The 11,747-nt window shown below is 73.4% G+C and carries 14 protein-coding genes; 11 read left to right on the plus strand and 3 right to left on the minus strand.

Annotation, left to right across the window (positions count from 1 at the left end):
• Positions 1-329: 329 nt before the first annotated feature.
• The 3 genes from QQM72_RS21435 (at position 330) to QQM72_RS21445 (ending at position 3,889) form a co-directional block, all read left to right on the plus strand.
• Entirely contained in the window at positions 330-1,061 is a 732-nt protein-coding gene (locus QQM72_RS21435) for a class II aldolase/adducin family protein (protein ID WP_314222477.1), read from the plus strand.
• 63 nt (positions 1,062-1,124) lie between these two features.
• Entirely contained in the window at positions 1,125-2,261 is a 1,137-nt protein-coding gene (locus QQM72_RS21440) for an alpha/beta hydrolase (protein WP_314222478.1), read from the plus strand.
• A 191-nt stretch (positions 2,262-2,452) separates the two neighbouring features.
• Complete coding sequence (locus QQM72_RS21445) at positions 2,453-3,889, plus strand: hypothetical protein (protein ID WP_314222479.1); 1,437 nt, start codon at positions 2,453-2,455, stop codon at positions 3,887-3,889.
• A gap of 47 nt (positions 3,890-3,936) precedes the next feature.
• Here QQM72_RS21445 and QQM72_RS21450 read toward each other — a convergent pair whose 3' ends face one another.
• Positions 3,937-4,350 (minus strand): VOC family protein, encoded by a 414-nt coding sequence (locus QQM72_RS21450; RefSeq protein ID WP_314222480.1) that lies wholly within the window; start codon positions 4,348-4,350, stop codon positions 3,937-3,939.
• Positions 4,351-4,595: 245 nt separating this feature from the next.
• On the opposite strand from QQM72_RS21450, the gene QQM72_RS21455 reads away from it, so the two are divergent.
• The 3 genes from QQM72_RS21455 to QQM72_RS21465 all read left to right on the plus strand — a co-directional run bounded on the left by QQM72_RS21455 (position 4,596) and on the right by QQM72_RS21465 (position 7,765).
• Positions 4,596-6,194: an ABC-F family ATP-binding cassette domain-containing protein gene (locus QQM72_RS21455; RefSeq protein WP_171396457.1), complete on the plus strand. Its 1,599-nt coding sequence runs from the start codon at positions 4,596-4,598 to the stop codon at positions 6,192-6,194.
• A gap of 431 nt (positions 6,195-6,625) precedes the next feature.
• Positions 6,626-6,847 (plus strand): helix-turn-helix domain-containing protein, encoded by a 222-nt coding sequence (locus QQM72_RS21460; protein WP_004002281.1) that lies wholly within the window; start codon positions 6,626-6,628, stop codon positions 6,845-6,847.
• A 117-nt stretch (positions 6,848-6,964) separates the two neighbouring features.
• Entirely contained in the window at positions 6,965-7,765 is an 801-nt protein-coding gene (locus tag QQM72_RS21465; RefSeq protein WP_314222481.1) for an enoyl-CoA hydratase/isomerase family protein, read from the plus strand.
• A 22-nt stretch (positions 7,766-7,787) separates the two neighbouring features.
• Here the strand turns inward: QQM72_RS21465 and QQM72_RS21470 are convergent, their stop codons facing one another.
• A complete protein-coding gene (locus tag QQM72_RS21470; RefSeq protein ID WP_314222482.1) occupies positions 7,788-8,501 on the minus strand; it encodes a nucleopolyhedrovirus P10 family protein in 714 nt (237 codons plus the stop codon).
• Positions 8,502-8,597: 96 nt separating this feature from the next.
• On the opposite strand from QQM72_RS21470, the gene QQM72_RS21475 reads away from it, so the two are divergent.
• Genes QQM72_RS21475 through amaP form a run of 5 tightly spaced genes read left to right on the plus strand, consistent with a single transcriptional unit; the run spans position 8,598 to position 10,905 of the window.
• Positions 8,598-9,083 (plus strand): Asp23/Gls24 family envelope stress response protein, encoded by a 486-nt coding sequence (locus QQM72_RS21475; protein ID WP_314222483.1) that lies wholly within the window; start codon positions 8,598-8,600, stop codon positions 9,081-9,083.
• A 46-nt stretch (positions 9,084-9,129) separates the two neighbouring features.
• Positions 9,130-9,315: a hypothetical protein gene (locus QQM72_RS21480; RefSeq protein WP_028806947.1), complete on the plus strand. Its 186-nt coding sequence runs from the start codon at positions 9,130-9,132 to the stop codon at positions 9,313-9,315.
• Positions 9,312-9,695, plus strand: coding sequence for an Asp23/Gls24 family envelope stress response protein (locus QQM72_RS21485; RefSeq protein WP_314222484.1), 384 nt, complete (start codon positions 9,312-9,314; stop codon positions 9,693-9,695). Before QQM72_RS21480 ends, QQM72_RS21485 begins: the two co-directional genes overlap by 4 nt.
• Positions 9,692-10,321 (plus strand): DUF6286 domain-containing protein, encoded by a 630-nt coding sequence (locus QQM72_RS21490; RefSeq protein WP_314222485.1) that lies wholly within the window; start codon positions 9,692-9,694, stop codon positions 10,319-10,321. The genes QQM72_RS21485 and QQM72_RS21490 overlap by 4 nt, the downstream gene beginning before the upstream one ends.
• A 5-nt stretch (positions 10,322-10,326) precedes the next feature.
• Positions 10,327-10,905, plus strand: a complete 579-nt coding sequence (gene amaP / locus QQM72_RS21495; RefSeq protein WP_399078074.1) for an alkaline shock response membrane anchor protein AmaP — start codon at positions 10,327-10,329, stop codon at positions 10,903-10,905.
• Between the two features lie 82 nt (positions 10,906-10,987).
• On the opposite strand, the gene QQM72_RS21500 is transcribed toward amaP, so the two are convergent.
• On the minus strand, positions 10,988-11,743 hold the full coding sequence (locus tag QQM72_RS21500) for an SDR family oxidoreductase (RefSeq protein WP_314222487.1): 756 nt from the start codon (positions 11,741-11,743) through the stop codon (positions 10,988-10,990).
• Between the last annotated feature and the right edge of the window lie 4 nt (positions 11,744-11,747).

Raw genomic sequence — 11,747 nt, forward strand, 5'->3', positions numbered from 1 at the left:
GTGCCGTGGGGAGGCCCCTGTCTGCTGTCCGGTCGGCGGTGTCCCGGCGTCGGACGCCCCGTGACGGGCGACCCACAGGGCGTGATCCACGGGACCGTCCGGGCCCCGGTCGGGACGTGGCACCGGCGCCCCTGCCGCAGGGTGGCGCCGGGCGTCGAGCGCGGACGGCGGGGTCCGGCCGTCGGCGCTCAGGCCGCCGCCATTGTGTACGAACCACCCGGCCCGCTCCCCGCCCGAGCCCTTGTCCGGCAGAGCGAGGCGGCACGCGCCGCGGAACAGCCCGGCGGCGTCCCCCGGCGTTCCCCGGCGCCTCCTGGCAGGATCGCCGCATGGCTGAGCAGCGACGCGAGCAGGGGGACGCCCGGGGTGGCCGGGACGGCGTACAGAACGTGGCGGAGCGCCGGGGGAGGCATGCGGTCCTCGAGGAGGCGAGAGCCTGGGAGGCCCTCGTGACGGCGGCCCGCCGCACCGTGACCGACGGGCTGGTCGTCGGCACCTCCGGCAACGTATCCGTACGCGTCGGCGACACCGTGCTGGTCACCCCGTCGGGCGTACCGTACGAGCGGCTCACCCCGGACGACGTCACGGGCGTCGACCTGGCCGGCCGGCAGGTGCTCGGCACCCTGCGCCCGACGAGCGAGCTGCCCATGCACCTCGCCGTCTACCGCACCACGGACGCCGTAGCGGTCGTCCACACCCACGCCGTGCACGCGACCGCCGTCTCGACCCTCGTCACCGAGCTTCCCCGCGTCCACTACATGGCGGGCGCGCTCGGCGGATCCGTCCGGGTCGCCCCCTACGCGACCTACGGCACCGAGGAGTTGGCCGAGAACATGCTCCGCGCCCTCGCCGACCGGAGCGGCTGCCTCCTTCAGAACCACGGCACCCTCACCCACGGCACCACCCTCGACCAGGCGTACGACCGTACGGCCCAACTGGAGTGGATGTGCCGCCTGTGGCTGACGGCCTCGTCCGTGCCCGGCCTGAACCCCACGCTCCTGACGGAGGCGCAGGTCGCGGAGGCGGGCGAGCGACTGCGCGGGTACGGGCAGCCGGAGTGAACACCCGTCCCCCGACGGGCTCCACCACTGGCCGGGAGGAAGGCGGGCCAGGACACTGGACGGGTGCGCACTGTCAACGCGACGGCCGCCGCCGTCACCGCAGTCCTGGCCGCCGCCGCCGTCAGTGTCGCCGCCGGCCGGCTGGCCAGCGACGCGGCACTGAAGGCGCCGCCCGGCCGGCCCCTGCCCACCGAACCCCGGCTCACCGTGCACGGCACGGCCGCCGGCCAGATCACCCTCACCCGTGACCTGGCCGCACTGCGCCCCGGCACCTACGGCCTCTCCGGCAACGGCTCCCACGCCGTCGTGGGCCCCGTCCTGCCGACCGCCCCGCACTCCGCCGACACCGTCGTACGGCGCCTGGAGCGGGTCACCCACGGCACCCTGAACGCCGGCGACGCGGTCTGGCTCACCCCCAACCTGTATGTCGGCAACCCCGGCAGAGCCCTCGGCCTCGACCACGCCGACATCGACATCCCCGGCGAGCTGGGCAGCCTGCCCGCCTGGTTCGTGCCCGGCCCGCGCCGCACCTGGGTGATCGCCGTGCACGGCCTGGGCACCACCCGGGAACACGCCCTCAACATCATGGGCTTCCTGCACCGCCGCCGCTTCCCCGTCCTCGCCCTCGCCCATCGCGGCGACCTCGGCGCGCCCCGCTCCCCGGACGGCCTGAACCACCTCGGCGACACCGAGTGGCGCGACCTGGACGCGGCGATGCGGTACGCCGTGCGGTACGGCGCCGAACGCGTCGTCCTGTTCGGCTGGTCCACCGGAGCGACCATGGCCCTGCGGGCCGCCGCCGACTCGGGGCTGCGCGATCTCGTCTCCGGGCTGGTGCTGGACTCCCCGGTCCTGGACTGGCGGACGACGGTGCGCGCCCTGGCCGCCGCCCGGCACACCCCGGGCGCGCTGCTGCCGCTCGCCGTCCGCGCCGCCGAGGGCCGCACCCGTCTGCACGCCGGGCCCGGCGGCCACGGTGACGCGGCCGCCGATCCGGACCGGCTGAGGGTCCCGACCCTCGTCCTGCACGGCCCCGACGACACCGTCGCCCCCTGGGGCGCCTCCCGTCGGCTCGCCGGCCTCCGCCCCGAGCTGGTCACCCTGCACACCGTCCCGCACGCTCCGCACGGCGCGATGTGGAACCCCGATCCCGCTGCCTACGAGGAGGCCCTGCGCCGCTTCCTGACCCCGCTCATGTGACCCGCCGACGCGACGCGCGCAGCCGCGCCCCGACAGGGCGCCGGACCGGTGCCGCAGGTTCCGTTTAAGCCCGTACCACTGGCCTGAAGGCGCCTCTCGGCCCGTCACGGAACCCCGTGCCTTGGCCAGTCCCGTAGCCGCCCGTGACATTCCGTTTGGGTTTTCGGACCGTCAACCGGAAGACTGCACCCGTGACGTCCCGTATCCCGCGCGACTCCAGGCTTCGACTCGTCCGCCCGCGACCCCTGGCCGCCGCCCCCTCAGCTGTGAACGAGCGGCGCCCGCGCCGCCCCGCACCCCGCCCGCCGGAGGGCACCCCGGCCCCCGCGGAGCTGGCCAGAATGGCGCGCTCCGGACTGGCCGCCGCGGCCCGTGTCGCCCGCTGGGCCGACAACGCCCTCGGCCCCGGCCGAGACGCCGCCACGACCGACGGCAAGGCCACCCTCTCCGACGCGACCGCCGAACGGGCCGCCAGTGATCTGGGCCTGACCACGGACCGGATCCGCGCCGACTGGGACACCGCCCGGCTCGCCGGTCTCGTCGAGGTGCACGGCGACAGCGCCCGCCCCGGCTGGCGGCTGCGCGCCTGGAACCGTGACGACAGCGCCGTCCTGCGCGGCTGGGTCGCCCTGTTCGACGCCTGGTCGCTCGCCTCCCCGGAACCCGGGGACCAGGAGCCCGCCGCCGTCGCCGAGGTCGTCTCGGCCATGCCCCAGGTGCTCTCCTTCCTCCAGCTCTCCGCCGGGCCCGTCCCCGTGGAGCAGCTCCTCGACCTGCTGCGCCAGCGGGTCACCGAACTGCGCACCGAGCGCTGCGAGGTGCCCTACGGCGCCGGCTCGGAACCCGCGACCCCCATCGCCCCGGTCCTCTCCGTCGACGCCGACCCGGCGGAGCCCGCCCAGGACGCCGAACTCGCCCCGCTCCTCGACTGGGCCCTGCACGCCCTCGCCGCCGTGGGCGCCCTGACCTACGGCGCCGGGCAGGCCACGCTCACGCCGCTGGGCAGCTGGGCGGTCTGGGTCAAGCTGGAGCAGATCTGCGTCGCCGCGCAGAGCCCCGCCGGCAACATCGAGCAGTCCGCCGAGGCCATGCTCCGCGGCTGCGCCCAGCTGCGCCCCAACGCGGCCCGCTCCGAGTACCGCGCGTGGCTCGCCGCCCGGACCGTCGGCAGCGCCGTCGCCGAGCTGCTGTTCGCCGCCCGCGGCGACGACGCCCTGCTGCGCGGTCTCGCCTTCGAGGCGCTGCGCGTCGTGGGCGCCCCCGCCGAGCCCGATGTCCGCGCGGTCGTCGACGAACCCGCTCTGCGGCCGTACGCGCTGCTGTGGCTCGCCGAGCACGACGGCGTCGACCCGGAGGACGCCCACGAGGTGCTCACCCGGCAGGAGGCCACCTGGCTGTGGGTCGACACCGCCGCGGCCGTCGCCGACCACGGGGAGGCGCCGATGCTCGTACGTCACCTGGAGTCCGCGCTCCAGCCGACCGTCCCCGCCCTGCTGACCGAGGTGCGCGCCGTCGGACATCCGCGCACCGTGCAGGTGCTGGTGGCGCTCGCCGCCGCGCACCCCGACCCGGCGCTGGCCAAGGCCGTCCGCCGGGCCGCCTTCCAGGTGCACACCGGGGGCAGCTGAATCCGAACGAGCTCCGCGCGGGTTCCGCGCGGGCTCCGGCGGGCCTCTCAGCCCTGTATCTCGGGCGCGTAGGTGCCGAAGCTCCATAGGTTGCCCTCGAGATCGCGCGCCATGTAGTCCCGGGAGCCGTAGTCCTGGTCCGTCGGGGGCATCAGGATCTCCGTGCCGTGCTCCACGGCCCGCCGGTGGTGTGCGTCGACGTCGTCCACCACGACGTACACCCCGGTCGGACCCGCGTCCTTCATCGCCGTGTCGAAGACCCCGCCGCGGCCCTTCGAGCCCAGCATCACCGCGCCGTTGCCCTGCACCAGCTCGGCGTGCACGACCGAGCCGTCCTCGCCCTCGTAGACGGACAGCTCCGCGAACCCCAGCGCCTCCGTGAGCTGCCGGATCGCCGCCTTCGCGTCGGTGTACAGCACCGTCGGATAGATGCTCGGGCGCCCGCTGTTCGTGCCTGCCATGCCGATCACTCCCTTGTGATGCATGCCGGATCCGTCATCCGCCGCCCAGTCTGGCACCCACCACCGACAACGCCCCCGGGAGGAAGATCCGTCGGGAGCGCGGAAAGATCGAACACCTGAACCCAGAAAAAGTGCTTGCACGGTCCCGTTAGACTGGCCCTCATGGCCATTCTCCTCGCGCATTAGACGGCGGGAACGTCCTCGGCCGTCCATCCTGCCAACGACCCCCGCTCTGGAGTCTGTCCGTGATCTCCGCCTCCGGCATCGAGCTGCGCGCCGGTGCCCGCATCCTCATCGAGAACGCCTCCTTCCGTGTGGCCAAGGGTGACCGCATCGGTCTGGTCGGGCGCAACGGCGCCGGCAAGACCACGCTGACCAAGGTCCTGGCCGGCGAGGGCATCCCGGCCGCCGGCCAGGTCACCCGATCCGGCGAGGTCGGCTACCTCCCGCAGGACCCCCGCACCGGCGACCTCGACGTGCTGGCCCGCGACCGCATCCTCTCCGCGCGCGGACTGGACATCCTGATCCGCAAGATGCGCGAGAACGAACAGCGGATCGCGAACGGCTCGGGCGCCACCCGCGACAAGGCGATGCGCCAGTACGAGCGCCAGGAGACGGAGTTCCTCACCAAGGGCGGATACTCCGCCGAGGCCGAGGCCGCCACCATCGCCGCCGCGCTCAACCTGCCCGACCGGGTGCTCGGCCAGCCCCTGCACACGCTCTCCGGCGGCCAGCGGCGCCGGGTCGAGCTGGCCCGCATCCTGTTCTCGGACGCGGACACCCTGCTCCTCGACGAGCCGACGAACCACCTCGACGCCGACTCGATCGTCTGGCTGCGCGACTACCTCAAGACCTACCGCGGCGGCTTCATCGTCATCAGCCACGACGTCGACCTGGTCGAGACGGTCGTCAACAAGGTCTTCTACCTGGACGCCAACCGCTCCCAGATCGACGTCTACAACATGGGCTGGCGGCTCTACCAGCAGCAGCGCGAGTCCGACGAGAAGCGCCGCAAGCGGGAGCGCCAGAACGCCGAGAAGAAGGCCGCCGCGCTCCATTCGCAGGCCGACAAGATGCGCGCCAAGGCCACCAAGACGGTCGCCGCGCAGAACATGGCCCGCCGCGCCGACAAGCTGCTCTCGGGCCTGGAGGCGGTCCGCCAGTCCGACAAGGTCGCCAAGCTCCGCTTCCCCGAGCCCGCGCCCTGCGGCAAGACGCCTCTGATGGCCGAGGGCCTGTCGAAGTCCTACGGCTCGCTGGAGATCTTCACCGACGTCGACCTGGCCATCGACAAGGGCTCCCGGGTCGTCATCCTCGGTCTGAACGGAGCCGGCAAGACGACCCTGCTGCGTCTGCTCGGCGGGGCGGAGCAGCCCGACACCGGCGAGGTCGTCGCGGGCCACGGCCTCAAGCTCGGCTACTACGCCCAGGAGCACGAGACGCTCGACCCGGAGCGTACGGTCCTGGAGAACATGCGCTCCGCCGCCCCCGACCTGGATCTGGTCGAGGTCCGCAAGACGCTCGGCTCGTTCCTGTTCTCCGGCGACGACGTCGACAAGCCCGCCGGCGTGCTCTCCGGCGGCGAGAAGACCCGGTTGGCCCTCGCCACCCTCGTGGTCTCCTCGGCCAACGTGCTGCTGCTCGACGAGCCCACCAACAACCTCGACCCGGCCAGCCGCGAGGAGATCCTCGGCGCGCTGCGCACCTACAAGGGCGCGGTCGTCCTCGTCACCCACGACGAGGGCGCCGTGGAGGCGCTCCAGCCCGAGCGGATCATCCTGCTGCCCGACGGTGTCGAGGACCTGTGGGGTGCCGACTACGCGGATCTGGTCGCGCTCGCCTGACCGAACACGGGCTCCACGCCTGATCCACAGCGTGATCCACGTCGTGCTCCAGCGCGTGGTCGACAGCGTGCCGCAGGACGTGATCCAGGAAGTGATCCACGATGTTGGATCATTCGTCTGGATCATTCGGCCTACCGGTGATCCATCATCTGTGTGAGATCTCCTCGTATCGAGGTGTGTCCTACATCGATTTCGCGGCCGATCCCTTTGTCGACAAGGGATCGGCCGTTGCGCGTCTCTGACCTGCCACTTCGCGCGACAACCCGTTCGGCCCCACGAACACCACCGGGTGGAATCACAGATTCCACTTGTGGGGACGCGCTCCTGTCGTCAAAACCCTGTTGCACGGACCTTGCCGAATGGGTGGCCATCGCGCGCCGGAGGGGTGATCATGAGGATGACCAGAGCGCACTTCCCATGAGGAGGCACGGGTGGCCGAGACTCTGAAGAAGGGCAGCCGGGTGACCGGCGCCGCGCGCGACAAGCTCGCGGCAGACCTGAAGAAGAAGTACGACTCCGGTGCGAGCATCCGGGCGCTGGCCGAGGAAACCGGTCGCTCGTATGGCTTTGTCCACCGGATGCTCAGCGAGTCGGGCGTCACGCTGCGTGGGCGTGGCGGGGCGACCCGGGGCAAGAAGGCTGCCTCGTCCTGACCCGGGCGGCCCACCGCTTTCGATGGTGGCCACCCGGTCGGTTGTCCGACCGGCCGGGTGGTTACTGTGCAGTCACTTAGCTGACCGCTAGCTGACCGCACTCATCGGAGGCTCCTCATGGCCACGCCCGACCAGGAACTCGTTCTGCTCGACAAGGACGGCGTACGGCTCACCGTCGACGACGCGCTCGCCACGGTGACGCTGGCCAACCCGGCCAAGCGCAATGCGCAGAGCCCCGCCATGTGGCGGGCGCTCGCAGAAGCCGGGCGGCTGGTGCCGGGCTCCGTCCGCGTGGTCGTGCTGCGCGGCGAGGGCAAGTCCTTCTCCGCGGGGCTCGACCGGCAGATGTTCACGCCCGAGGGGATCGAGGGCGAGCCGTCCTTCATCGACCTCGCGCGCAGTGGTGACGCCGAACTCGACGCCGCCATCGCCGGGTTCCAGGAGGGCTTCACCTGGTGGCGGCGCAACGACCTCGTGTCCATCGCCGCCGTCCAGGGCCACGCCATCGGTGCGGGCTTCCAGCTGGCTCTGGCCTGTGACCTGCGGGTCGTCGCCGACGACGTGCAGTTCGCCATGCGGGAGACCGGCCTCGGCCTCGTGCCGGACCTGACCGGCACGCATCCTCTCGTCTCCCTGGTCGGCTACGGCCGTGCGGCCGAGATCTGCCTGACCGGCCGGTTCGTGCACGCCGAGGAGGCGGTGAGCTCCGGGCTGGCCAACATCGCCGTGCCCGCGCAGGACCTCGACACCGCGACGCGTGAGCTGGCCGCGGCGATCCTGGCCGCGCCCCGCGAGGCCGTCATCGAGACCAAGGCGCTGCTGCGCGGCGCAGGCGACCGCACCTACGACGAGCAGCGCGCCGCCGAGCGCGCCGCCCAGGGCCGCCGTCTGCGGGACCTGGCCGGCGTGGGCGAGTGAGCCGCCTCCTCGCGAGCCCGGGTCACTCCACCGCCGTGACCAGAACGGCCACCGTCGGGTGATCCCGTAGCGCTTCCGACACCCCCGCACGCACCCTCCTGGCCACGTCCAGGGCGCGGTGGTGCGCACTCACCGCGATCTGCACGCGTGCGTGGCGGTTCGGCAGGGTGGTCGTGTGCTGTCGTTCCTCGATGTGCACCGCCCTGCCGACGACGTCGGTCAGGCGGGTCACGCCGGGGACCGACAGCGCGGCGACGGTCGCGCGTGCCTCGTCGCCGTGCTGTGCGGTCCCGACGTGCCGCGGCTCGGGACCGGGCCGTACCGCCTCCGGTTCCGGGTCCTCGTCCAGCAGGGCCGTCACCCGCAGGTCCACCTCCGACACCACCAGGCCGAGCCGGTCCGTCGCGGCCGCCGCCAGTGCCGTGCGCAGGTGGGACGCCGTCGTCGGCAGGGGCCCGGACGAGGACGCGGCGATGTCCGCCGTCACCCGCAGCGGCCCGGGCGGCAGGGCGCTCGGCGGAGGCGGCACGGCGGGCTCGTACACCCCCGTCGGGTCGGCCACCGCGATCCGCAGCGCGTCCATCCGCACGCCCTCCACACCCCGCACAGCCCGCCGCAGCACCGCCTCGGCGGCCGCCTCCGTGATCCATGCGCCGTCCCGCGGCCCGCCCAGCGGGAGCAGCCTGCCGAGGCTCAGCTGATGCCGTACCGCGCTCGTCCATCCGTCCGCCGTCATTGCTCCAGCCTGCCGCATCCCTGGCGCGCGGTCGGGCAACCGCGCTTACCGTGGTGGAAGAGACGAGCAACGAACCGGACGTAAGGACGTACGGCGATGACCGAGGCAGCAGCGGAGCAGCACCGGACGCAGGTTTCCGACGGCGGCGCCGAGCCGCTGGGGACCCGCAGGACGACCAAGCGCGGCGGCGGTGACCCGGCGACCCGGGGGCGGACCACCATCGCCGACGGCGTCGTCGAGAAGATCGCGGGCCTCGCGGCACGGGACGTCCTGGGCGTCCACGCGATGGGCAGCGGACTCAGCCGCACCTTCGGCGCCGTACGGGACCGGGTGCCCGGCGGCTCGAAGTCGGTGAGCCGAGGAGTGAAGGCCGAGGTCGGCGAGGTGCAGACCGCGCTCGACCTGGAGATCGTCGTCGACTACGGCGTGGCCATCGCCGACGTGGCGCAGGCCGTGCGGGAGAACGTGATCGCGGCCGTGGAGCGGATGACCGGACTGGAGGTCGTCGAGGTCAACATCGCGGTGAGCGACGTCAAGCTGCCCGACGAAGAGGACGAGGAGCCGGAGCCCCGGATCCAGTGACACGCAGACGACGGCCGGGTGACCGGACCGCCGAGGGGAGAACACCTTGAGCATGGCCGTAGTCGGCATGATCGCCGGCATGGCGCTGGGCTTCGCCGGATACTTCGGCGGGTTCGGGGCCTTCCTCCTGGTGGCGGCACTGGGCGCCGTCGGGTTCGTCGTCGGCCGGTTCCTGGAGGGGGACCTGGAACTCGGCGACCTCTTCCGTACCCGCGACGACCGGCGCCGGTGACCTCCGTGGACGAGGAGGGCGCCGCCGTCGCAGGACGCCCGTCCGTCGTTCCCCCGGGCGCACGTGGCGCGACCCGCATCGCCGACCGCGTCGTGGCGAAGATCGCCGCCCAGGCCGCCCGCGAGGCGGTCGGCCCCCTGCCGTCCGACGCCGCGGGACCGCACGCCACCGTCGCCGTCCGCCACGAGACCGCGCATGTCCGGGTCCATCTCGAACTCGACTACCCGACCGATATCGGCGGACGCTGTCACCGTGTGCGTCGGCATGTCACCGAGCGGGTAGGCGCGTTGGTGGGAATGGAGGTTCCGGAGGTCGCCGTCCAGGTGGAACGGCTGCACCTGACAGCGGCCCCGGGCGTGGCGTACGGGAGGGCGCGATGAGCGAGCCCGGAGGCTTGCAGGGCGGCACACTGCCTGTTCTGGAGAAACCCACGCAAGAAGAACGCCCCGGCGCGGCGGGCCCCGCCGGCCACCGCTTCTGGTCGGCGCGCCGCGTCCCGGCGGCAGTCGTCGCGGCGCTGCTGCTGGTCGTCGCGGCCGCTTTTCTCTACGACGTGGTCGCCGTACGCGCCCACCGGTCCGCCATGGCCTGGCGGACCGGACTCGCCCGGCAGCTCGCCGAGCGCCCCCTCGACGACATCTGGGTGCTGCTCGGCGCCGGGGCCGCGGCGGCCTTCGGTCTGTGGCTGATCGTCCTGGCGGTGACCCCGGGGCTCAGGGAGGTCCTGCCGATGCGCCGCACCCACCCGGACGTACGGGCGGGCCTCCACCGGGACGCGGCCGCCCTGGTGCTGCGCGACCGGGCCATGGAGGTCGCCGGCGTGCAGTCGGTACGGGTGCGCGCGGGCCGTCGCAGGGCCGACGTCCGCGCGCTGTCCCACTTCCGCGACCTGGACGACGTGCACGCCGACCTGGACGCCGTCCTCACCGACGCGATCCGTGGCCTGGGCCTGGTCCGGCCGCTCTCCCTGTCGGTCCATGTGCGGCGACCCGGGAAGAAGGGGTGAGGACGATGCTCGGTACCGTCAACCGCGTGCTCATCGCTGTCGTCGGCGTGGTACTGCTCGCCGTCGGCGGGGCGGTGCTGGCCGTCGGCCTGGGCGCCTTTGCGCCCTCCTGGTGGCTCCACGAGGGCCCGCACGACGTCCTTCTCACCACCGCGGAACGCACCCGCTGGCGCGCCGAGGCCTGGTGGTGGCCGACGGTGATCGCCGTCCTCGCGCTCCTCGTCCTGCTGACCCTGTGGTGGCTGACGGCGGTCCTGCGCCGCCGCCGGCTGGGCGAACTGCTCGTCGACACGGGCGACGGCGCGGGAGCGCTGCTGCGCGGCCGCGCCCTGGAGGGCGTACTCGCCGCCGAGGCTCAGCGGCTGGACGGCGTCGCCCACGCCCATGTGGCGCTGAAGGGCAGGAGGGAGGCGCCCGAGGCACGGGTCCGCCTGGTGCTGGAGCCCCACGTGGACCCGGCGACGGCGCTGGACCACCTGACGGCGCGGGCCCTGACCCATGCGCGGGACTCGGCGGCGCTCGCGGCACTGCCCGCGGAGGTGCGGATGAAGGGCGTCGGACACAAGGCCGAAAGGGTCGGTTGAGCTGCCCGGGAGTGCGGGGAGGGCGACGGTCCGCGGCGTTGCCGCGTGAGCGTGACCGGTCCCGCGCCCGGCGCGGGACCGGTCAGAACCCGTGCCGCATCCCCCCGTCGACCGGCACCATGAGGCCCGTCAGATAGGAGGCCGCCGGCGACAGCAGGAACGCGGCCGTCCGGCCGAACTCCGCCGGGGTCCCGTACCGCCGCAGCGGAATCCGGGACTCGTTCGCGGCCCGGGTGGCCTCGGGGTCGGCCGACATCCCGTCCAGCTCCCGCACCCGGTCGGTGTCGATACGGGCCGGCAGCAGTCCCACGACCCGGATCCCCCGGGGCCCCAACTCGTCGGAGAGCGACTTGGCGAACCCGGCCAGTCCCGGCCGCAGGCCGTTGGAGATGGTCAGCCCGGGAATCGGCTCGTGCACCGACCCCGACAGGACGAACCCGATGACCCCGCCCGCCTCCAGCTCGGCGGCGGCCGCCCGCGCCAGCCGGACCGCCCCGAGGAACACCGACTCGAACGCGGCCTGCCACTGCTCGTCCGTGTTGTCCGCGACGAACCCGGGCGGCGGACCGCCCACGCTCACCAGCACCCCGTCGAAGCCGCCGAAGGCATCACGCGCCGCAGCGATCAGCCGCGCCGCGGCCTCGGGCTCGGCGTTGGCCACGGCGAGTCCGACGGCGTTCGGCCCCAGCTCGGCCGCGGCGTCGGCGACGCGCTTCTCGTCCCGCCCGGTGAGCACCACCTTCGCGCCGTCCGCGACGAGCTCGCGCGCGGCGGCGTTGCCGAGGCCGCGTGTCGCCCCGGTGACCACGTACACCCGGTCCTTCAGTCCAAGATCCATGGCC

Origin of the sequence: Streptomyces zaehneri (assembly GCF_032248645.1) — a bacterium.
GTDB classification, from domain to species: domain Bacteria; phylum Actinomycetota; class Actinomycetes; order Streptomycetales; family Streptomycetaceae; genus Streptomyces; species Streptomyces coriariae.